General features: G+C 65.0%; 22 protein-coding genes. 15 read left to right on the top strand and 7 right to left on the bottom strand.

The genetic code is table 11. The features are described from left to right. Positions 1-13 precede the first annotated feature (13 nt). Together CHB97_RS07540 and CHB97_RS07535 are read left to right on the top strand one after the other, a co-directional pair. Positions 14-748 carry an SURF1 family protein gene (locus tag CHB97_RS07540; protein ID WP_089287366.1) on the top strand — a complete coding sequence of 245 codons (735 nt, stop codon included), beginning with the start codon at positions 14-16 and terminating at the stop codon, positions 746-748. Then, positions 745-2,220: a carboxypeptidase M32 gene (locus tag CHB97_RS07535; RefSeq protein ID WP_200819863.1), complete on the top strand. Its 1,476-nt coding sequence runs from the start codon at positions 745-747 to the stop codon at positions 2,218-2,220. The genes CHB97_RS07540 and CHB97_RS07535 overlap by 4 nt, the downstream gene beginning before the upstream one ends. 191 nt (positions 2,221-2,411) lie before the next feature. Here the strand turns inward: CHB97_RS07535 and yihA are convergent, their stop codons facing one another. From yihA to CHB97_RS07505, 6 genes are all read right to left on the bottom strand, one after another. Continuing rightward, positions 2,412-3,089, bottom strand: a complete 678-nt coding sequence (gene yihA, locus CHB97_RS07530) for a ribosome biogenesis GTP-binding protein YihA/YsxC (RefSeq protein WP_089287365.1) — start codon at positions 3,087-3,089, stop codon at positions 2,412-2,414. A gap of 327 nt (positions 3,090-3,416) precedes the next feature. Further along, on the bottom strand, positions 3,417-5,144 hold the full coding sequence (gene yidC, locus CHB97_RS07525; protein WP_089287364.1) for a membrane protein insertase YidC: 1,728 nt from the start codon (positions 5,142-5,144) through the stop codon (positions 3,417-3,419). A gap of 82 nt (positions 5,145-5,226) precedes the next feature. Beyond that, positions 5,227-5,517 (bottom strand): membrane protein insertion efficiency factor YidD, encoded by a 291-nt coding sequence (gene yidD, locus CHB97_RS07520; protein WP_089287363.1) that lies wholly within the window; start codon positions 5,515-5,517, stop codon positions 5,227-5,229. Further along, entirely contained in the window at positions 5,514-5,921 is a 408-nt protein-coding gene (gene rnpA, locus CHB97_RS07515) for a ribonuclease P protein component (protein ID WP_244559451.1), read from the bottom strand. Before rnpA ends, yidD begins: the two co-directional genes overlap by 4 nt. Positions 5,922-5,968: 47 nt before the next feature. Next, positions 5,969-6,103: a 50S ribosomal protein L34 gene (gene rpmH / locus CHB97_RS07510; RefSeq protein ID WP_089287361.1), complete on the bottom strand. Its 135-nt coding sequence runs from the start codon at positions 6,101-6,103 to the stop codon at positions 5,969-5,971. Positions 6,104-6,250: 147 nt separating this feature from the next. After that, entirely contained in the window at positions 6,251-7,507 is a 1,257-nt protein-coding gene (locus CHB97_RS07505) for a divergent polysaccharide deacetylase family protein (protein WP_160105650.1), read from the bottom strand. Between the two features lie 207 nt (positions 7,508-7,714). Between CHB97_RS07505 and CHB97_RS07500 the strand changes: the two genes are divergently transcribed. The 7 genes from CHB97_RS07500 to CHB97_RS07470 all read left to right on the top strand — a co-directional run bounded on the left by CHB97_RS07500 (position 7,715) and on the right by CHB97_RS07470 (position 13,170). Next, positions 7,715-8,320 (top strand): aminodeoxychorismate/anthranilate synthase component II, encoded by a 606-nt coding sequence (locus CHB97_RS07500; RefSeq protein WP_089287359.1) that lies wholly within the window; start codon positions 7,715-7,717, stop codon positions 8,318-8,320. A gap of 12 nt (positions 8,321-8,332) precedes the next feature. Then, positions 8,333-9,370, top strand: coding sequence for an anthranilate phosphoribosyltransferase (gene trpD / locus CHB97_RS07495; RefSeq protein WP_089287358.1), 1,038 nt, complete (start codon positions 8,333-8,335; stop codon positions 9,368-9,370). Then, entirely contained in the window at positions 9,370-10,188 is an 819-nt protein-coding gene (gene trpC, locus CHB97_RS07490) for an indole-3-glycerol phosphate synthase TrpC (protein ID WP_089287357.1), read from the top strand. The genes trpD and trpC overlap by 1 nt, the downstream gene beginning before the upstream one ends. A 3-nt stretch (positions 10,189-10,191) precedes the next feature. Then, entirely contained in the window at positions 10,192-10,677 is a 486-nt protein-coding gene (gene moaC / locus CHB97_RS07485) for a cyclic pyranopterin monophosphate synthase MoaC (RefSeq protein ID WP_089287356.1), read from the top strand. A gap of 27 nt (positions 10,678-10,704) precedes the next feature. After that, positions 10,705-11,904, top strand: coding sequence for a gephyrin-like molybdotransferase Glp (gene glp, locus CHB97_RS07480; protein ID WP_089287355.1), 1,200 nt, complete (start codon positions 10,705-10,707; stop codon positions 11,902-11,904). A gap of 172 nt (positions 11,905-12,076) precedes the next feature. Further along, complete coding sequence (gene lexA, locus CHB97_RS07475) at positions 12,077-12,808, top strand: transcriptional repressor LexA (RefSeq protein WP_089287354.1); 732 nt, start codon at positions 12,077-12,079, stop codon at positions 12,806-12,808. Positions 12,809-12,924: 116 nt separating this feature from the next. After that, positions 12,925-13,170 (top strand): hypothetical protein, encoded by a 246-nt coding sequence (locus CHB97_RS07470; protein ID WP_089287353.1) that lies wholly within the window; start codon positions 12,925-12,927, stop codon positions 13,168-13,170. A 262-nt stretch (positions 13,171-13,432) separates the two neighbouring features. Here the strand turns inward: CHB97_RS07470 and CHB97_RS07465 are convergent, their stop codons facing one another. Next, complete coding sequence (locus CHB97_RS07465; RefSeq protein ID WP_089287352.1) at positions 13,433-13,723, bottom strand: acylphosphatase; 291 nt, start codon at positions 13,721-13,723, stop codon at positions 13,433-13,435. A 167-nt stretch (positions 13,724-13,890) separates the two neighbouring features. Here CHB97_RS07465 and CHB97_RS07460 point away from each other — a divergent pair, with 167 nt between their 5' ends. The 6 genes from CHB97_RS07460 (at position 13,891) to CHB97_RS07430 (ending at position 21,111) form a co-directional block, all read left to right on the top strand. Then, positions 13,891-14,451, top strand: coding sequence for a GNAT family N-acetyltransferase (locus CHB97_RS07460; RefSeq protein WP_089287351.1), 561 nt, complete (start codon positions 13,891-13,893; stop codon positions 14,449-14,451). Between the two features lie 128 nt (positions 14,452-14,579). Beyond that, positions 14,580-14,780, top strand: a complete 201-nt coding sequence (locus CHB97_RS07455) for a YdcH family protein (RefSeq protein ID WP_089287350.1) — start codon at positions 14,580-14,582, stop codon at positions 14,778-14,780. A 163-nt stretch (positions 14,781-14,943) separates the two neighbouring features. After that, on the top strand, positions 14,944-15,411 hold the full coding sequence (purE, locus tag CHB97_RS07450) for a 5-(carboxyamino)imidazole ribonucleotide mutase (protein ID WP_089287734.1): 468 nt from the start codon (positions 14,944-14,946) through the stop codon (positions 15,409-15,411). 25 nt (positions 15,412-15,436) lie between these two features. Then, on the top strand, positions 15,437-16,504 hold the full coding sequence (locus CHB97_RS07445; protein WP_089287349.1) for a 5-(carboxyamino)imidazole ribonucleotide synthase: 1,068 nt from the start codon (positions 15,437-15,439) through the stop codon (positions 16,502-16,504). A gap of 276 nt (positions 16,505-16,780) precedes the next feature. After that, positions 16,781-17,950, top strand: a complete 1,170-nt coding sequence (locus CHB97_RS07435; RefSeq protein WP_244559450.1) for an efflux RND transporter periplasmic adaptor subunit — start codon at positions 16,781-16,783, stop codon at positions 17,948-17,950. Continuing rightward, the gene (locus tag CHB97_RS07430; RefSeq protein ID WP_089287348.1) at positions 17,947-21,111 is read left to right on the top strand and encodes an efflux RND transporter permease subunit; all 3,165 of its coding nucleotides are present in this window, start codon (positions 17,947-17,949) and stop codon (positions 21,109-21,111) included. The genes CHB97_RS07435 and CHB97_RS07430 overlap by 4 nt, the downstream gene beginning before the upstream one ends. Positions 21,112-21,118: the final 7 nt, after the last annotated feature.

Here is a 21,118-nt window from a genome sequence, read left to right as displayed (position 1 = left end):
TGTGAACAACCCCATGTCGCGCCAATTCCGCCCCCGCCTGATCCCGACCCTGGCAAGCCTGCTGGCGCTGATCATCCTTGTGGGGCTGGGCACTTGGCAGTTGCAGCGGCTGCACTGGAAGACCGATCTTCTGGCGCGGATTGAGGCGGGGATGACGGCCGATCCGGTGGCCCTGCCGGCCCTGGTGGCCGATCCCGCCGCCTGGGATTATCGCCGCGCCTTTGTGACCGGCCAATTTATGCACGAAAAAGAAGCCCTGATCGGCCCCCGGCTCTATCCCGGCCCCGATGGGCGGATGCTGCCCGGTCTGCATGTGCTGACGCCGCTGGTGCGCAGCGATGGTGGCGGCATTGTGCTGGTGGATCGCGGCTGGATTCCACTCGACAAGCGCGATCCGGCCAGCCGTGCGGCCGGGGAATTGGCGGGGGAGGTGACCATCACCGGCATCCTGCGCGCGCCGGAGCCGCGCGCCTGGATGCAGCCGGAAAATGATCCGGCCCGCAATGACTGGTACTGGTTCGACCTGCCGGCGCTCGCCCGTTTCGCCGCTGTGCCGGCCCTGGCGCCCCTGGTGTTGCAGGCTGATGCCACGCCCAATCCGGGCGGTTATCCCATCGGCGGCCGCACTATCCTGAAGGTTAAGAACGACCATCTCTCCTATGCGCTCACCTGGTATGGGCTGGCACTCACCCTGGTCGGGGTTTATCTTGCGGCGAGTTTTCGCCGCAGGAATGACCCGACCGCATGATCGACGCCTATCGCGCCCTGGAGGCCCATTTCGCCCGCCGTTCCGCCCTGCAGGGGGCACTGGGCATCCTGAACTGGGACAGCCGCACCATGATGCCGCCGGCTGCCTCCCCGGCGCGGGCCGAGCAATTGGCGGCCCTGGAAGGGGTGATCCATGCGGCCTTGCTGGATGAAAAGCTGCCGGACTGGCTGGCCGCGGCGGAGAATGCCGATCTGGATGGCTGGCAGCGGGCCAATCTGGCGGAGATGCGACGGGAAGTGCTGCTGGCCCGCGCCGTGCCCGCCGATCTGGTGGAGGCCAATGCCCGCGCCGCGTCCCACTGCGAGATGATCTGGCGCACCGCCAAGGCGGAGAAAAATTTTGCCCTGCTGCTGCCCTCCCTGCGGGTGGTGCTGGATCGCCAGCGGGAACTGGCGGCTTCCTATGCTGGGGTGTTGGGCTGCGGGCTGTATGATGCGCTGCACGGGCAATATGAACCGGGCAGCAAGGTGGCGGATTTCGGCCCGGTCTTCGATGATTACGCTGCTTTCCTGCCCGGCTTTCTGGCGCGGGTGGAGGAGCGGCAGGCGGCCGAGCCGGCACCTGAGCCCTATGAGGGCCCGTTCCCCATCGAGACCCAGCGCCGACTGGTCACCGAGCTGGCGGAGCGGCTGGGCTTCACCGGCCGTATCGACCAGTCACTGCACGCCTTCTGTGGCGGGGCCACGGGGGATGTGCGCATCACCACCCGCTTTGATGAGGATAACTTCTTCAAGGCATTGAAATCCAGCCTGCATGAGGCTGGCCACGCGCTCTATGAAATGGGGCGCCCGGCGGCCTGGGCTGCCCAGCCAGTCGGGCTGGCCGGGGGCCTGGGTGTACATGAAAGCCAGAGCCTGAGCTTTGATATGCAGGTGGGGCGGCATCCGGCCTTCCTGTCCTGGCTGGCGCCGCTGCTGGCCCGCAGCTTCGGCCGGGAAGGGGAGGCTTGGTCGGCCGATAATCTGCGCCGTCGCTTCCGCCGGGTGGAGCGCAGCTTCATTCGGGTCGATGCGGATGAGGTGACCTACCCGGCCCATGTCATCCTGCGCTGGCGGCTGGAACAGGCGATGATCGAAGGGCGTCTGGATCTGGCCGATCTGCCGGAGGCCTGGAACCAGGGGATGCGCGACCTGCTGGGCGTCACCCCGCCGGACGATGCCCAGGGTTGCCTGCAGGATGTGCATTGGCCCTGCGGGCTGTGGGGTTATTTCCCCACCTATACGCTGGGGGCGATGATGGCCGCCCAACTGTTCGATGCCGCCCGCAAGGCGCTGCCCGATCTGGATGCACAGATCGGCCGGGCCGAGTTTGGCCCCCTGATCGGCTGGCTGGGGGAGAATGTGCACCGCTGGGGGCGCCGCTATTCACCCGGTGAATTACTGCTGAATGCCACCGGCAAGCGGCTGGATGCCGGCATTTTCAAAGCACATCTTGAGGCGCGCTATCTTTGAGCGCTGATACAGCAAGGGGGCCTGCCCGGCCCCCTTGTTCTCATACCATTGGCGCGAAATCATGACCGAAGGTCGCGCTTTCGTGCCCCTCAATCGCCGGCGCCAGCATCCGCTGGCTTGGCTACGCCGCTACCAAGCGGCGCGGCGGCAGTCGCCGCCGTACCAACGGTCAAAAATTTTGACCGTTGGTTTCACCCCACCGCCGGTTCGGCCATGCGCGTCAGGAACGCGCGCAGTTCGGGGATGCCCAGGCCGGTTTCGGATGAGGTGGCCAGCACCTCCGGATGGGCGGCACCATGCTTCTTCAGCGCCACGGCCACCTGTTCGCGGATGCGCTCCACCCCGCCGGTCTTCAGCGTGTCGGCCTTGGTCAGCACGATCTGATAGCCAACGGCGGTTTCATCCATCATCTTCATCATATCCACGTCATGCGGCTTCAGCCCGTGGCGGGCATCCACCAACACCAGGGCGCGCTTCAGCGTGACGCGGCCGCGCAGATAGGCGCGGATGAAATCGGTCCAGGCGGCCGACCGCTCCTTGGACACCTGGGCATAGCCGTAACCCGGCATATCCACCAGCACCAGCCGGCTGCCCAGATTGAAGAAATTGAGCTGCTGGGTCCGCCCCGGCGTCTGGCTGGTGCGGGCCAGGGTCTTGCGACCGGTCAGGGCATTGACCAGCGATGATTTGCCGACATTGGACCGGCCGGCAAAGCAGATTTCCGGCAACACGGCTTCCGGCAAGGTGGTGGCAGCCTCCGCCCCCCAGAAGAAATCGCATTCCCGGGCGAACAGCAGGCGGCCCGCCTCAATCTCGGCTTCCGACAGGTCGCCCATCAGGCTGGGGGTGATGGTCAGCGGCTTGGCCATGGGGAATACTCCTTCACGCGGGGAAACAACGGTACTTCATAAAACAAAGACCCCCGGTGCGGGACCGGGGGGATTCTCATACGTCAGTTATCGGCATCTTTCCGTCATCCCGGCTTCATGCATGAGCATTAACGTGGAAACCGGATGATACTCGTGCCTCCCCCGCGAAAGCGGGGGTCCAGGGGCCAAGGCAGTTACATGTGGTTCCTGGTGGCCCCTGGTTCCCCGCTTTCGCGGGGAAGGCATAGGTGTGCGAACTGTTACTGCGGTGCTCTAGTTGGGATGACGGCAAGGGATAGTCGTAAAAGGCTTGATCTTTCCCTTCGCTCAGCTCGCCTTCACGCCCATCCGGCGCATGATGAACCATTGCTGCAGGATGGACAGCAGGTTCGACCAGGTCCAGTAGATCACCAGACCGGCGGGGAAGCTGGCCATCATATAGGTGAAGACGAAGGGCAGCAGCATGAACACCTTCTGCTGCACCGGGTCCGGGTTGGACGGGTTCAGCTTCTGCTGCAGGTACATGGTCACGCCCATCAGCAGCGGCCAGACACCGATATGCAACATGCTGGGCGGATCCCACGGGATCAGGCCGAACAGGTTGAACAGGGTCGTCGGATCGGGGGCCGACAGGTCATGCACCCAACCATAGAAGGGCGCATGGCGCATTTCGATGGTGACATACAGAACCTTGTAGAGCGCGAAGAAGACGGGGATCTGCAACAGGATCGGCAGGCAGCCCGACAGTGGGTTGGCCTTTTCCTCCCGATACAGCGCCATCATCGCCATGGACAGGGCTTCGCGGTTATCCCCATGCTTCTTCTTCAGCTCCTCCATCTTGGGCTGGAGCTTCTTCATCTTGGCGAACGCCTGATACTGCTTGTTGGCGATCGGGAAGAAAGCCAGGCGCAGCACGACGGTGAATGCCAGGATGGCCAGACCGAAATTGCCAAGGGCACGGCCCAGGAAATCCAGCGCGTGGAAGAATGGAATGGTCAGGAAATAGAACCAGCCCCAATCGATGGCATAGTTCAGATCGGCGATGCCCAGCTTCTCACTATACTGGTCCAGCAGGTTCACCACCTTGGCACCGGCGAACAGCCGGTGGGTGGTTTCCGCCGTGGTACCGGGGGCCACGGTCAGGGCCTGGGTGCCGCGGAAATCCACCTGATAGAGATCGGTGCCGACGCGCTGGTGCAGCACGCGGGCCTCAATATCCGTCTTCTGGTCGGGGATCAGGCTGACCAGCCAATATTTGTCGGTGATGCCGATCCAGCCGCCGGTGGACGACAGCGTCTCGGTCTTGCCGTCTTCCTTCAGGTTCTTGTACTTGAATTCCTTCAGCGTGCCGTTCAGCACGCCCAGCGGGCCTTCATGCAGGATATACATGCCCGCTTCATGCGGGGTGCCCCGGCGCTGCACAAAACCATAGGGGTAGAGGCTGACCGGCTCCCCGGTCTGGTTGCGCACCCGCTCCGTGACGGTGAACATATAGTTCTCGTCCACGGCGATGGTGCGTTCGAACACCAGACCCTGGCCATTGTCAAAGCTCAGCGTTACCGGCTGGCCGGGGGCCAGCTTGTCGGTGCTGGCGGTCCAGACGCTGTCACCCTTGGGCAGGGAGACGTTCTGGCCGCTGGCCGGCACCCAGCCGAATTCAGCGAAATAGGGGTCGGACGCGCCCAGCGGCGAGAGCAGCACGACTTCCGGGCTGTTCTTGTCGGTGGTGGTCTTGTACTTGGCCAGGGTCAGATCATCGATCCGGCCGCCACGCAGGCTGATGGAGCCATGCAGGCTGGGGGTGGACAGGGCGATACGGCCATTGTCGGCCAGCACGGCGGCGCGGTCGCGCACAGCGTTGGCATCGGCTGCGGCACCCGGCAGGGCGCCGGGCGTGGTGGCCGGCTGCGGGGTGGTATCGGCCTGCAGCGCCTGCTGGCGCTGGAATTCCGCCTGGGCGGCCAGCTGACGCGGCCGCTCATAGAAGAAATGGAACCCGAACAGGATCGCGATCGAAATCACGATGGTCAGGATAAGGTTCTTCTGATCCGTCATGGGTGCGTGTTCCAGGTTCCGCCAAAGGGCAAAATCGGATGGGGCCGGGGCCCCAGGTTCCTCACATGAAATGGGCGGGCAATCAATGCCCGCCGCAACAATTCCCGCCCGCCCTGTGCGCCTGACGCCCCGGTGGGGCTGCCCTGTCACCAGCGGGAGGCACCGGGTCATACCCCGAATCCCCCCAGGGATGGCAACGGGCGATGCGCCGCAGGGCCAGCCAGCCGCCTTTGATGGCGCCATGGCGGGCCAGCGCTTCCAGCGCATAGGCCGAACAGGTGGGCTGAAAACGGCAGCGCGGCCCCAGCAGGGGCGAGATGAACCAGCGGTAGAAATGCACAAAAGCCCGGAGCAGCCAGGCCGCCGGGCTCATTCGCACTGCTCCTTGGCCGGCTTGGACCGGGGCGGCACACGGGGCACATCCCCCGGCTTGTCCCGCCACAGCTTCAGCCTTTTCAGGGCCTGCGCCAGATCATCCTTCAGCGCCGCATAGGGGCGATGCACGGTTTCCCCCCGCGCCACCAGCACGTAATCGTGCCCGGCCTTGGCATGGGGGGCCAGCACCTCGGCCAATGCTGCCCGCAAACGACGACGGGCGCGGTTTCGTTCAACCGCGCCACCGACCTTTTTGCTGGCGGTAAGACCGATTCGGATCGCCGGCTGGCCGGGATCAGGATGCTGCCGGTCATCATGGGCGCGGGCCTGAACAATCAGGCCCGCTGTCGCCCATTTGCGCTTGGCACCCGCAACCGCCAGGAACTCAGGCCGCTTTTTCAAGCGGCCAACCTTTTTCCCAGCCTGGGGTGCCATGCCAACAAATACCCTTAGGCAGACAGGCGCTTGCGGCCCTGGGCGCGGCGCTTGTTGATGATGTTGCGGCCGGCGACGGTGGCCATGCGGGCACGGAAGCCATGACGGCGGGCGCGCACGATCTTGCTCGGCTGGAAGGGACGCTTCACGGTACTTACTCCGGTCTGGAAAACGGACGGCTTTAACGAAGCGCGTTGTATAGTGGTGAAGGTGCGCGGAGTCAATCGCGCCGCCACATTTTCCCCGCAACTTACCCGCAACCCAGGCCGGCAAAGCTGCGGGGCAGGCGGCGGGGTTCAGCCATTCACGCGCGGGCCGGCGGGCAGCACGGCCGTCAGCGGCACCAGCTGAAAGCCTTTGGCCTCCAGCGTCGGCAGCCATTGGTTCAAGGCGGCGATGGTCACATCATGCGGGTGGCCGATGGCAATCGCAACCCCCTTGCGCCTGGCAATCGCTTCCACCTGGGCCAGTGATTTGGCCACGGCATCGGGCGTCATCACATGGTCCAGGAAGACGTCGCGGGCCAGAATCGGCACATTATAATGGGCGGCCAGCGGGGCGGCCTTGCTGTCCGGTGTGGTGCGGCTGTCCAGGAACATCAGGCCGCGCGCCGACAATTCCGACAGCACAATGGCCATGTTGTCGCGGTCGGCGGTGAAACGGCTGCCCATATGGTTGTTGATGCCAACGAACCCGGTGAAGGCGGACAGGTTGGCGGCCAGCCGCTGGCGCAGTTCCGTTTCGCCGAACCGGGTCAGCAGGGCGCCGGGGCCAGGATCCTCCTTGCCCGATGGTTCCATCGGCATATGCACGATCAGTTCATGGCCCCTGGCATGGGCCTGCTGGGTCTGCTGTGGCAGGTCGCGGGCATAGGGCAGCCAGGCCAGGGTCAGATTGCCATCCAGTGCCACCACCTTGTCGCTGCGTTTGCGATCCACACCCATATCATCAATGACGATGACGATGCGCGGCCGCCCGTCCGGGGCGGGGGCCGGGCGGGCGTAATGCTGCCAGGCGGGGGTGCCGGCGGGCGGGGATGGCTTGGCCGGCAGGGGCTGGGGCAGGCGGGGCAATGCTGCCACCTGAGTGCCGGGGGTGGTGTGTGCAGGCGTTGGCGTTGCTGCCGGCTGTGCCTCAACGGGTTTCGGCGCTGCGGGGGCGGCGGCCTGCGGGGCGGGCTTTTCCGGTATGGCAGGGGCCTTGCCGGGCAGTTGCGGCACGCCGGCCCGTTCTGCCGCGTCTTCGTCAACGGCTTCGGCGCTCTCATCCTCCCCCTCGGCATCGGCCATTTCCTCTGCCGGGGTCAGGGCAGGGCCGGCGGAAACCGGGCGATAGCCGCCATGGGGTTGCACCAGCAGGAACAGCCCGCCCCCCAGTACCAGGGCAAATCCCAAGCCGGACAGCAAGCGCCGCCCCTGGCTCAACCGCGTCCACCATCCGCGCAGTCCAGCGGGCGGCTTGGCGCGGGAACGGCCCCCGCCACCCTTGCGGGGGCCGGCAGAAAAGCGCGGCGGGCGAACACGGGGGCTGTTGGGGCGGCGGGGGTTGGTCATGCGCGAAGGGTCCGATGCCATGGGAAAGGGATGGCGTGCCGCCAGTAATGGAACAAAAGGCGACCTGCCGCAATGCCGTGACCGCAGGGCGGGCAGCGCCCGGTAACGTGGCTTAAAACACCGCACGGGCTGGAAATGTGCCGCTGCTGCCTATAGGCTGTGCCCCCGCGCCAAGGGGGCGCGTCCTTGAGGCTGATGAGTTCCGCCATGCTGCTGTTCATCGACAATTACGACAGTTTCACCTGGAATCTGGTGCATTACCTGGGCGAATTGGGCGCTGATGTGCAGGTGTGGCGCAACGATGCGCTGCCACTGGAGCAGGCGCTGGAGCTGAAGCCGCAGGCCATTGTGCTGTCGCCCGGCCCGTGTGATCCGGACAAGGCGGGCATCTGCCTGCCGCTGATCCATGCCGCCGCCGAACATAAGATTCCGCTGATGGGTGTCTGCCTGGGGCATCAGGCCATCGGCCAGGCCTTTGGCGGCAAGGTGGTGCGCGCGCCCCAGCCGATGCATGGCAAGATGGGTACGGTGTTCCATGAAGGCCGCACCTTGATGAAAGGCCTGCCCAGCCCGTTCCAAGCCACGCGTTACCATTCCCTGATCGTGGAGAAGGAAACGCTGCCCGATTGTCTGGAAAGCACGGCATGGCTGGATGATGGGATGATCATGGCGCTGTCGCACAAGACGCTGCCCATCCATGGCGTGCAATTCCACCCGGAAAGCATCGCGTCTGAGAATGGTCACAAGATCCTGGATAATTTCCTGGAACTGGCCAACATCACGCGCGGGCCCCGCCTGCGCACCGTTGCCTGAAGGCGGGGGCCGATGATCGGCGATATGGGCGATTTCAAGGCGCTGCTGGCGAAGGTCGCCACCGGTGCCAGTCTCAGCGAGGCGGAGGCCGAACACGCCTTCGCCATCATCATGTCGGGCAATGCCACGCCGTCGCAGATGGGTGGCTTCCTGATGGCGCTGCGGGTGCGCGGGGAGACGGTGGCGGAGATCACCGGGGCCGTGCGCGCCATGCGCGCCAAGGCCATCGGCATCGAAGCGCCCGACGGCATTATCGATACCTGTGGCACCGGCGGCGACGGGGCCCATACCTATAATATCTCCACCGCCGTGGCCTTTGTGATTGCCGGCTGCGGCGTGCCGGTGGCCAAGCATGGCAACCGGGCCATTTCGTCGAAATCGGGGGCGGCGGATGTGCTGTCGGCGCTGGGGGTGAACCTGGATGCTGATTTCACCCTGGTGCGCCGGGCTTTGTTCGATGCCGGCATTGGCTTTCTGCTGGCCACTCGCCACCATACCGCCATGCGCAATGTCGGGCCGACGCGGGTGGAGCTGGGCACGCGCACCATCTTCAACCTGATGGGCCCGCTGTCCAACCCTGCCGGGGCGAAGCGGCAATTGCTGGGCGTCTTCGCCCGGCAATGGATCGAGCCGCTGGCCCATGTGCTGCATAATCTGGGCTCGCAAACGGCCTGGGTGGTGAATGGCAGCGACGGGCTGGATGAGATCACCACCACCGGCCCCACCCATGTGGCCGAACTGCGCCATGGCGTTGTGCGCACGTTCCAGATCACGCCAGAGGATGCGGGCCTGCCCCGTGCCACCGCCGATGATCTGCGCGGCGGCACGCCGGAGGAAAACGCCGCCTCCCTGCGCGCCGTACTCGCCGGGGCCGAGGGCCCCTATCGTGACATTGTGTTGCTGAATGCAGCCGCCGCCCTTGTGGTGGCCGATAAGGCGCCCGATCTGAAGGCGGGCGTCGCCAGGGCGGCCGAATCCATTGACAGTGGGCAGGCCCGTCTGGCGCTGCAGCGCCTGGCCAGCATCACCCATATTCCGGTGACCGAATAATGAACAGTACACCCGACGTTCTGGCCCGCATCTGTGCCGACAAGGCAGAGCATGTGGCCCGCGCCAAAGCCGCCCGCCCCCTGGCGCTGGTGGAAGAGGCGGCAAAGGCCCAACCGGCCTCGCGTGGTTTCGCCGCCGCCCTTTCCCGCACCGTGGCCGAGGGGCGCTGGGCCCTGATCGCGGAGATCAAGAAGGCGAGCCCCTCCAAGGGCCTGATCCGCGCTGATTTCGACCCGCCGACCCTGGCGCGGGCGTATAAGGAGGCGGGGGCTACCTGCCTGTCGGTGCTGACCGATATCCCCTATTTCCAGGGCGATGATGCTTTCCTGCAGGCGGCCCGCGCGGCCGTGGACCTGCCGGCCCTGCGCAAGGATTTCATGATCGATCCCTATCAGATCGCCGAAAGCCGGGCGCTGGGGGCCGATTGCATCCTGCTGATCATGGCTTGCCTGGATGATGCGCTGGCGCGTGACCTCTACGATGCCGCCACCGGCTACGGCATGGATGTGCTGGTGGAGGTACATGACGAGGCGGAGATGGAGCGGGCCTTGACGCTGCCCGGCGGTCTGCTGGGGGTGAATAACCGCAACCTGAAAACCCTTTCCATCGATCTGGCCACCACCGAACGGCTGGCGGCGATGGTGCCGGCGGGCCGGCATCTGGTGGCGGAAAGCGGCATCCACAGTCCGGCGGACCTGTCGCGGCTGGCCGGTGCCGGGGCGCGCCGCTTCCTGATCGGGGAATCGCTGATGGCCAAGCCCGACGTGGTGGCTGCCACCCGCGCTTTACTGTCCACCCCCTTCACCCCGGCGGCCTGAGCCATGGCCGGCCGCCTGACCCATTTTGATGAGGCCGGCAACGCCGCCATGGTGGATGTCTCCGCCAAGGAGGAGACGGTGCGCATCGCCACGGCGCGCGGCCATATCGCCATGCAGCCGGAGACGTTGGCCCTGATCCGCGCTGGCGGCATGGAAAAGGGCGATGTGCTGGGCGTGGCGCGGCTGGCCGGCATCATGGCCGCCAAGAAAACCGCCGATCTGATCCCGCTCTGCCACCCGCTGGCCTTGTCTAAAGTGTCGGTGGATTTCACCTTGGATGAGGTGGGGTCGAAGGTGGAGATCAGCGCCACCGTGAAGCTGAAAGGCCGCACGGGCGTGGAGATGGAGGCGCTGACGGCCGTGTCCGTTGCCGCGCTCACCATCTATGACATGTGCAAGGCGGTGGATAAGGGCATGGTGATTGGGGCCATCCAGCTTGCCTATAAGGAAGGCGGCAAGAGCGGGATTTATGTAGGACCGCAGGGTTAAACGTCGATCTGACAGATAGGCCGCACCATGATCCCCCTTTCCGAAGCCCGCGCCCGTATCCTGGCCAATATCCAGCCGCTGCCGGCGGAACAGGTGCCCTTGACCCAGGGGCTGGGCCGGGTGCTGGCGGCCGATGTGGTGGCGCGGGTGACGCATCCGCCGACGGCCGTTTCGGCCATGGATGGCTGGGCCGTGCGCACGGCGGATATCGCCACGTTCCCGGTGACCTTGACCCGTATCGGGGAGGCCCCGGCGGGCCGGCCCTTTGTGGGTACGGTGGGGCCGGGGCAGGCGGTGCGGATTTTCACCGGCGGGGCCCTGCCCGATGGGGCCGATACGGTGGTGGTGCAGGAGGATGCCGACGATCACGGCGCCACCGTCACTTTAAAGGACGGTGGCGGGCCGGGGCGCTGGATACGGCCGGCGGGACAGGATTTCAGCATTGGCGATGTCGGCGTGCCGGCGGGGCGGCGGCTGACCGTGCGCGATCTGGCGCTGGCAGCGTCCATGAATGTGCCCTGGCTGAAGGTGCGCCGTCGCCCCCGCGTCTCCATCCTCGCCACGGGGGATGAGGTGGTGATGCCCGGCGATACGCTGGCACCGGGCCAGATTGTCAGCTCCAATTCCCTGGCACTCTGCGCCCTGGTGCGCCAGCTGGGCGGGGAGGCGGTGGATCTGGGCATTGCCGGCGATAACCGCGATAGTCTGGCAGAACTGGCCGCCGCCGCCGGCGGCACCGACCTGCTGGTCACCATCGGCGGGGCGTCGGTGGGGGAACATGATCTGGTGCGGTCGGTGCTGGGCGGTGCTGGGCTGGAACTGGATTTCTGGAAAATCGCCATGCGGCCCGGCAAGCCGCTGATGTTCGGCCGCATCAAGGGTGTGCCCATGCTGGGCCTGCCGGGCAACCCCGTCTCTGCCCTGGTCTGCGCCTGGCTGTTCCTGCGTCCGCTGCTGCTGGCCATGCAGGGGCTGCCAACGGCGGATGAGACGCGCGAGGCCCTGATCGGTGGCAATCTGGGCACCAATGACAGCCGGGCGGATTTCATCCGTGCCAAGCTGTCCCGCGATGATCAGGGACGGGAGGTTGCCACCCCCTTCCCGAAACAGGATAGCGGCATGTTGAGCCGGCTGGCCTGGGCCGATTGTCTGATTCTGCGCGATCCCCACGCCCCGGCGGTGGCACCGGGGGATAGGGTGCGGATCATGCCACTGGACGCGCTGTAACCACCGATCGCTTAACGCGAAATCCCGCTCCCCGCCGCATCCCGATGCCAACGTTTGCAAGAAATTGGAACCAAGACGGAACATCCGGTTGACGTTCCGGGATTGTTCTATATGATTGCGGGAGTTTGGCGGGAAACCGTTCAGGGCATCCGGAAAGCGGCGAGGGGTAACGATGCTGACGCGCAAGCAACAGGAATTGCTGATCTTCATCAATGAGAAGCTGAATGAAGGTGGCGTCTCCCCCTCGTTCGATGAAATGAAGGATGCGCTGGGGCTGAAGTCCAAATCCGGTATCCATCGTCTGATCACCGGGCTGGAGGAGCGGGGGTTCATCCGCCGCCTGCCGCATCGCGCCCGCGCGCTGGAGGTGCTGCGCCTGCCCGAACCGCCGCTTCCCCGCGCGGCCAAGGCACCAGCCGCGGCGGCCCCTGTGGCCTTGGAGCCCAAATTCAAGCCCAATGTCATCCGGGGTGATTTCCGCGGTGCCCTGCCTGGCCGCTCGGCCAATGGCAATGATGCGGAGGCGGTGTCGCTGCCGCTCTATGGCCGGATCGCCGCCGGCCTGCCGATTGAGGCGATGCGCGACAGTTCCGCCAGCATCGAAGTACCAGCCACCCTGCTGGCCACCGGGGACCATTATGCGCTGGAAGTGGCCGGCGACAGTATGGTGGAGGCTGGCATTCTGGATGGGGACACGGTGATCATCCAGCGCTGCGACATGGCAGAGAATGGCACCATCGTGGTGGCCTTGGTCGATGAGCAGGAAGTGACGCTGAAGCGGCTGCGCCGTAAGGGTAACTCCATTGCGCTGGAACCGGCCAACCCCTCCTATGAAACCCGCGTTTTTGGCGCGGATCGGGTGAATGTGCAGGGTCGGCTGGTCGGTTTGATCCGGCGTTATTGATCGGCAGGGCGGGTGACGGGGCTTTCTGCCGCAATCCCGTCACCATAAGGCCGCGCTTTGGCCGGGGGGTGGGTTCAGGGTCAGCCTGAATTCTCCCCCTTTGTCAGAAGCGTGTGATGATGCACCGCCCCTTTTCCCGCTCTTACCGTCTCCTGCGCCCCGGCCCGCTGGTGCTGGGTGTCGCCTTGCTGGGGCTTGGTGCCTGCACCAGCCCCTGCGACCGGATCAACAGCCAGATGCGGCAGCTGAATGCCGATACGATCCGTGATCCCAACATCGCCATGGATGGGCGCTATCTCGCCCAGTTCCAGGAACTGGCGGCACAATCGGTGGAACATGGCTGTCTGGCGGGCGATCAATAACCGCTGTCAGCGATGGTTGCCGGGCCGCCCGTACTCCCTCTGGTGCGGTGACCGATGGGACTGTCGGTTAGTGTCTGTCTGCAAGGTTTTCATTCATTATCAAAATCTTACTGTGTCCCCTCCGTCACCCCGGCGAAGGCCGGGTCCATGTTCGTAGATCAATGTGCCCGTGATTCTGGACCCCGGCCTTCGCCGGGGTGACGGTGATCGGAAATCTTAAATCTCGGAAAACGTTAAAAAAGAAAACTTTCCAGACCGACACTCAGGCATCCGACCGTTGATCAAAGCCGATATGGCCGGGATCATCGGCCTCTGTCACCTGGACATTGATCACCTTGGCCGAGGGCGGGCCCTGCCAGCAGGCATCCAGCATGGCGTCGATGTCTGACCCCTGGCCGGCCAGCACGGCTTCCACACTGCCATCCGTTCGGTTGCGCACCCAGCCATCCAGCTGGCGCAGCCGCGCCTGTTCCACGGTCCAGCCGCGATACCAGACACCCTGCACCTTGCCGGTGATGCGCAGATGCACGGCGCGGCGTTCCTCGATTGTCATCGTACTTTCTCTCGTCTCGCTTTGTTGCGCCAATCCAGCCGCACCCGGCCGCACTTGTCAATGCGCAGTGTCCGCGAAGAGGTGTCGCTCCCTGCTGCCGGGGCTGGTCAGATGGCCGAATCTGGGGCAGCATATGGTCCTGGTCTGGCTTGCCCGGAGGTCCGCCCATGGCCACAACGCCGCTCATCCGTCCCGCCCAGCCGGCCGATGCCGCTGGCATCGCGGCTGTGCATGTCGATAGCTGGCGGTCGACCTATGCCGGCATGTTGCCGGACGATTATCTGATCAGCCTGTCTGTCGATACCCATGCCCGCCGCTGGCGGGCGCTGCTCTCCTCCGGCGTGCGGGCGCGGCGTACCTATGTGGTGCAGGGGGAGGGGCAGGGGATTGTCGGTTTTGCCTCCTGTGGGCCGCAGCGCACCAGCCTTGCCGGCTATGGCGGGGAATTCTACGCCGTCTATCTGGCCGATCATGTGCATGGGCGCGGCTGGGGCCGGCGCCTGCTGGGGGCCATGGCGCAGGATCTGCTGGGGGCCGGGTTGCATACGGCGGTGGTATGGGTGCTGCGCGACAATCCCAGCCGGTTCTTTTATGAACGGATGGGCGGGGTGCTGCTGGCCGAACAGCCGATCAGCTTTGCCGGCCAGCGCCTGTCGGAGGTGGCCTATGGCTGGACCGATCTGTTGCCTTTGGCCCGCATGGCAGCCGATCCGCATGTCGGTTCCTGACCCTGTCCGGCCGCCACTCTGGTCAAGGCTCCCGTTTTGAAATTGCGTTCACCACCCGCACGGCGTTTTGTGATATGCAGTCGCCCGGGCGCTGGATCGCCTGAGATTGACGTGCGACGCGGAACCCGATGAACGAGCAACATGCGCTGAAGGAGAAGCTGGCGACGCTCCGTATGGAGCATCGTGACCTGGACGATATCATCCAGCGTCTGGCCGGTCAGGCTCCCCTGGATCAGTTGCAGATTCAGCGGCTGAAGAAGCGCAAGCTTTTGCTGAAGGATTTGATCGCCCGGCTGGAAAGCCAGCTGGTGCCGGATATCATCGCCTGATTTACCCGCTTTTCTGCCGGGCGGCGTTGCATGTCCGGCGGTTGTTTCGGGCCCGCTGCTGCCTATAATCCGCCGCTTCCAAGACCCGATCGGTGATTAGGGAGCCGGTACCTTGCCCAGCAACATCTCTTCCACCGATGCCAAGGTGCCTGTCGGCATCATCATGGGCAGCCAGTCTGACTGGGCCACGATGAAACATACCGCCAATGTGCTGGCTGATCTTGGCGTGCCGTTTGAGGCGCGCATCATTTCCGCCCACCGCACCCCGCAGCGGCTTTATGATTATGCCACCGGCGCCAAGGGGCGCGGGCTGCAGGTGATCATCGCCGGTGCCGGCGGTGCCGCCCATCTGCCGGGCATGGCCGCATCCATGACCACGCTGCCGGTGCTGGGTGTGCCGGTGGAAAGCCACGCGCTGAAGGGCCAGGACAGCCTGCTGTCCATCGTGCAGATGCCCGGCGGCGTGCCGGTGGGCACGCTGGCCATCGGCAAGGCCGGGGCCATCAATGCCGGCCTGATGGCCGCATCCATCCTGGCCTTGTCCGACCCGGCGCTGGATGCACGGCTGACGGCGTGGCGTGCGCGCCAGACCGATAGCGTTGCCGATATTCCGGTCGACGATCCTGTTTGATCCCGGCTTTCCTGAGGGCCCTCATATGACGATGATTCCCCCCGGCTCCGTCATCGGTATGCTCGGTGCCGGCCAGTTGGGCCGCATGACCGCGCTGGCCGCCGCCCGCCTGGGCTATAAGGTGCATGTCTTCGCGCCGGAGGGCATGGACAGTTCCTGCGGTCAGGTGGTGGCCAGCCACACCCAGGCCGGCTGGCACGATCGCCGCGCCCTGTCGCGCTTTGCTGATGACGTCGCCGTCGTCACCCTGGAATGGGAGAATGTGCCGACGGAGACGGTGGAATTCCTCTCCCGCCATGTCGCCGTGCATCCGGGTGCCGCCGTGCTGGCGGTGGCGCAGGAACGGCTGGCGGAAAAGAATTTCGCCAATGGTCTGGGCCTGGGCACCGCCCCTTTCCGCGCCGTGGACAGCGCTGCCGCCCTGAAACAGGCGGTGGCGGAGCTGGGGACGCCCTCCATCCTGAAATCCAACCGCATGGGCTATGACGGCAAGGGTCAGGTGCGGATTGCCGCCGATACCGATCTGGCGGCCGCCTGGGCTGCGCTGGGCACCGATATGGCGGTGCTGGAAGGCTTTGTCGATTTCGCCTGCGAGGTCTCCGTCATCGTGGCGCGCGGCCACGATGGGCAGATGGCCGCCTATCCGGTGGTGGAAAACCGGCATAAGGGCGGCATCCTGGATACCAGCACCGTGCCCGCCAATGTCAGCGATGATGTGGCGGCGGAGGCAACACGGATGGCGCTGGCCCTGACAGAGGCGCTGGGTGTCATCGGCCTGCTGGCGGTGGAGATGTTTGTGACCCGCGATGGCCGGGTGCTGGTCAATGAAATGGCCCCGCGTCCGCATAATTCCGGCCATTGGACCATTGAATTTGCCGAGACCAGCCAGTTTGAACAGCTGGTGCGGGCCGTCTGCGGCCTGCCGTTGGGCTCCACCCGGCTGCGCGCCCCCTGTGTCATGACCAATCTGATCGGCAGCGATGCCGATAACTGGCCCGCCCTGGTGGCCGAACCGGGGGCGCGGCTGCACCTTTATGGCAAGGGGGAGGCCAAGCCCGGCCGCAAAATGGGGCATGTGACCCGCCCCGTCTGATGTTCCACGGCCCGCCCCTCCCGGCGGGCCGTTTTCTTTTCAGCCTTGTTTTCCAAGGGCTTTTTCCTGAAAGCGCGGCCGGCCAGCCAGTTTAATGAACAGTGTGCGCTGCAACATGAATCGGCCCCCGTCTGTGATGGGGCGCACACATTGTTTCCCGGCAGAAAAATGGCAGCCTTGCTGGAAATTTCCGCTGCCATCGCAAGATTCTGCAAGTCGTCTGACAAATAACTTGTCATTCTTCCCCCAACTTCGAAAAAGCCAGGGGATTGATCCATGCGCAGGGGCAAGCTGCTTGCCGTGGCTATGGGCATGGCGGGCGCATTGGCGCTGGCCGGCTGTGGAAAGAATGAGACGGGGCAGGGCACGGCACCCGCCGCCCCGCAGGTGGTGGTCAGCCAGCCGCTGCAGAAGAACATCCGCGAATGGGATGAATATACCGGCCGCTTCACCGCCGTAGAGGGGGTGGAGATCCGGGCGCGGGTCAGCGGCTATCTCACCTCCGTCAATTTCCATGATGGCGATCTGGTGAACAAGGGCGACCTGCTGTTCATCATCGATCCGCGCCCCTATCAGGCGGCGCTGGATGCTGCCCAGGCGGCGGTGGCGCAGGCCAAATCTCAGGTGACGCTGGCGGAACGGGAATTGAACCGGGCGCGCGACCTGCGGCAGACCCAGGCCGTGTCGCAATCGGTGCTGGATACCCGGTCGCAGAGCCTGCAGGCGGCCCAGGCCGGCCTGCTGGCAGTGGAAGCGCAGCAGCGGGCCGCCGCGCTGAACCTGGAATTCACCCAGGTGCGCGCGCCTGTCACCGGCCGCGTCTCCAACCATCGTGTTTCGGTGGGCAATCTGGTCAGCGGCGGGTCGGCGGAATCGACCCTGCTGACCACCATCGTCTCGCTGGACCCGATCTATTTCTATTTCGATGCCGATCAGGCGTCATATCTGCGCTATCAGCGGCTGAACCAGTCGGGCCAGCGGCAGTCTGGCCGGGTGGTGCAGCATCCGGTGGAATTGGCCCTGCCGGATGAGACGGGGTACAGCCACCCGGGCAAGCTGGATTTCATCGATAACAGCATTGATGACAGCACCGGCACCATCCGTGCCCGCGCCGTGTTCGACAATCCTGATGGCGTGCTGACGCCGGGCCTGTTCGGCCGCTTGCGGCTGGCGGGGCGCAGTGAATATCAGGGGCTGCTGGTGCCTGACAGCGCCATCGGCACCGATCAGAACCGCCGCTATGTGATGGTGGTCGGGGCTGATAACAAGGTGGTGATGCGCCCGGTCACGCTGGGCCCCCTGATCGACGGCCTGCGCGTGGTCCGCGAAGGGCTGGCCGCCAATGAGCGCATTGTCACGGCCGGCCTGCTGCGCGTGCGCCCCGGTGCCACGGTGGCCCCGGTGGAAAAGCCGTTGCAGGCCGCTGAGACGGGGGCCAAGCCATGAAGATCGGCCGTTTCTTCATCGACCGGCCGATCTTCGCCATGGTGATTTCCATCCTCATCCTGGCTGTCGGCAGCATCGCCTATCTTGGCCTGCCCGTCTCGCAATATCCCGAAGTGGTGCCGCCCACGGTGACGGTGCGCGCCACATATCCCGGCGCCAATGCCGAGACGGTGGCCGCCACCGTCGCCGCCCCGATCGAGCAGGAGGTGAACGGGGTGGAGGGGATGCTCTACATGTCCTCCCAATCCACCTCTGACGGGCAGATGAACCTGACCGTCACCTTCAAGCTGGGCACCGATCTGGATCAGGCCCAGGTGCTGGTGCAGAACCGCGTGGCGGTGGCAGAGCCGCGCCTGCCGGAAGAGGTGCGGCGCAACGGCATCGTCACCCGCAAGAACTCGCCCGACCTGATGCTGGTGATCCACCTGATCTCGCCGGACGACACCTATGACCAGCTCTATATCTCCAATTACGGCCTGCTGCGGGTGAAGGATGCGCTGAGCCGGGTGGCCGGCGTCGGTGATATTTCCATGTTCGGCGCGCGCGATTATTCCATGCGCCTCTGGCTGGACCCGCAGAAGATCGCCTCGCTGGGCATGACCGCACCTGAGGTGCTGGCGGCCGTGCAGGCGCAAAATGTGCAAGTGGCCGGCGGCCAACTGGGTGCCCCGCCGGTGGCCGTGCCGCGTGATTATCAGTATAATATCACCCTGCAGGGCCGGCTAACCCAGCCGCAGGAATTTGAGAATATCATCGTCAAATCCGGCGCCGATGGCCGTATCGTCCGGCTGAAGGATGTGGCGCGGGTGGAACTGGGGGCGCGCGATTACGTGCGCAACTCCTATCTGGATGGCAAGCCGGCCGTGGCGCTGGCCGTCTCCCAGCTCCCCGGCTCCAACGCGCTGGAAACGGCCGCCAATATCAAGAAGGAGATTGCGGAACTGAGCCGCGATTTCCCGCCCGGCCTGGAATATCGCATCGTCTATGACACCACCACCTTCATTGCCGAATCGGTGCATGAGCTGGTGAAAACCATTGGCGAGGCGGTGGCCCTGGTGGTGCTGGTGGTGCTGTTGTTCCTGCAGCGCTGGCGGGCCACCATCATTCCGGTGGTGGCCATTCCGGTTTCGCTGATCGGCACCTTTGCCGTGATGGCGGCGCTGGGCTTCACCATCAATAACCTGACCCTGTTCGGGCTGGTGCTGGCGGTGGGTATCGTCGTCGATGATGCCATCGTGGTGGTGGAGAATGTGGAGCGTAATCTGGGGCTGGGCCATTCCCCGCTGGAAGCGGCCCGCATCACCATGGATGAGGTGGGGGGCGCGCTCGTCTCCATCGCGCTGGTGCTGTCGGCCGTGTTCATCCCCACCGCCTTCATCGATGGTATCCAGGGCCAGTTCTATCGCCAGTTCGCGGTGACCATCGCGGTGGCGACGATCATTTCCGCCTTCAATTCCCTCACCCTTTCGCCGGCTTTGTGCGCCCTGCTGTTGAAATCCCACACGGCGGGCCATGCGGAGGCGCGGGGCCGGCTGGCCCTGGTTTCCGGCCTGACCGACCGGTTCTTCAACGCCTTCAACCGGGGCTTTGACCGGATGGCGGATCGCTATGGCCGGCTGGTCGGTGGGGTGACGCGGGCGCCGCTGGTGATGGTGGGGCTCTATGTGCTGCTGATCGCGGGGGCGGGTTTCCTGTTCACCCGCGTGCCGCCCGGCTTCATCCCGCAGCTGGACCAGGGCTATGTCATTGTCGTGGTGCAATTGCCGGAAGGGGCATCGCTGGCCAATACCGACAAGGTGGTGCAGGAGGCATCCCGCATCGCGCGGGAGACGCCGGGCGTGGGCCATACGGTGCAGTTCTCCGGCTTCTCCGGTGCCACCCGCACCATTGCCGCCAATGCCGGTGCCATCTTCACGCCGCTGCTGCCGTTTGAGGAACGCTTGCCGCAGGGACTGACCGCCAATGTGGTGATCCAGAACCTGCAAAAGCGGCTGATGGCGGTGCCGGAAGCGCGGCTGGTGGTGGTGCCGCCGCCGCCGGTGCGCGGCCTGGGCACGGCTGGCGGCTTCACCATGCGTATCCTGGACATGGCCAATGCCGGGCCGGCGGCGCTGGAAGACGCCACCTGGGCGGTGGCCATGGCCGGCAACAAGGTGCAGGGCCTGTCCAGCGTCTTCTCCCCCTTCAGTGCCAAGGCACCGCAGCTTTACCTGGATGTCGACCGGGTGAAGGCGCAGATGCTGAATGTGCCGATGAATGCGGTGTTCCAGACCCTCTCGGTCTATCTGGGCTCATCCTATGTGAATGATACCAACCTGTTCGGCCGCACCTTCCAGGTGGTGGCGCAGGCGGATTGGCAGCACCGGCTGGACCCGGAACAGATCGGCCGGTTGCAGACCCGCAACAGCAAGGGCGACATGGTGCAACTGGGCTCCTTCATCGATGCCCGGTTTGTTACCGGGCCTGACCGGGTGCTGCGCTATAACCTGTTCCCGGCGGCGGAGCTGCAGGGCAATACGCTGCCGGGCTTCAGCTCCGGTTCGGCCATCCAGGCGATGGACCAGGTGGCGGTGGAAAACCTGCCGCCCGGCTTTGCCGCCACCTGGACCGACCTGTCCTATCAGGAGAAGATGGCGGGCAATTCTGCGCTCTATATCTTCCCGCTTTGCGTCTTCTTCGTCTTCCTGGTGCTGGCGGCGCAGTATGAAAGCTGGTCCTTGCCCTTCACCATCCTGCTGATCGTGCCGATGTGCCTGTTATCGGCGGTGGCGGGGCTGATGATGCGGGGGATGGATAATAACATCCTGTCGCAGATCGGCTTTGTGGTGCTGGTGGGTTTGGCCTCGAAAAACGCCATCCTGATCGTGGAGTTCGCCCGTCAGTTGGAGGCGGAGGGCAAGGATCGCTATGACGCGGTGATTGAGGCCTGCCGCCTGCGTCTGCGGCCGATCCTGATGACTTCCTTTGCCTTCATCCTGGGCGTGCTGCCCTTGATGATCGCCACCGGGGCAGGGGCGGAGATGCGGCAGAGCCTGGGCACCACCGTGTTCTTCGGGATGCTGGGTGTCACCTTCTTCGGCCTGCTGTTCACCCCGGTCTTCTATGTGCTGATCCGCCGGCTGGTGATGGGCCGGTCGGCGCGGGAGGTGGCGGCGGGGTAACCCGCTG

This window comes from Azospirillum sp. RU38E (assembly GCF_900188385.1).
In the GTDB taxonomy this organism is placed as follows: domain Bacteria; phylum Pseudomonadota; class Alphaproteobacteria; order Azospirillales; family Azospirillaceae; genus Niveispirillum.
Note: the sequence above shows the minus strand (reverse complement) of the source record. Positions and strands in the feature narration are given on the sequence as shown.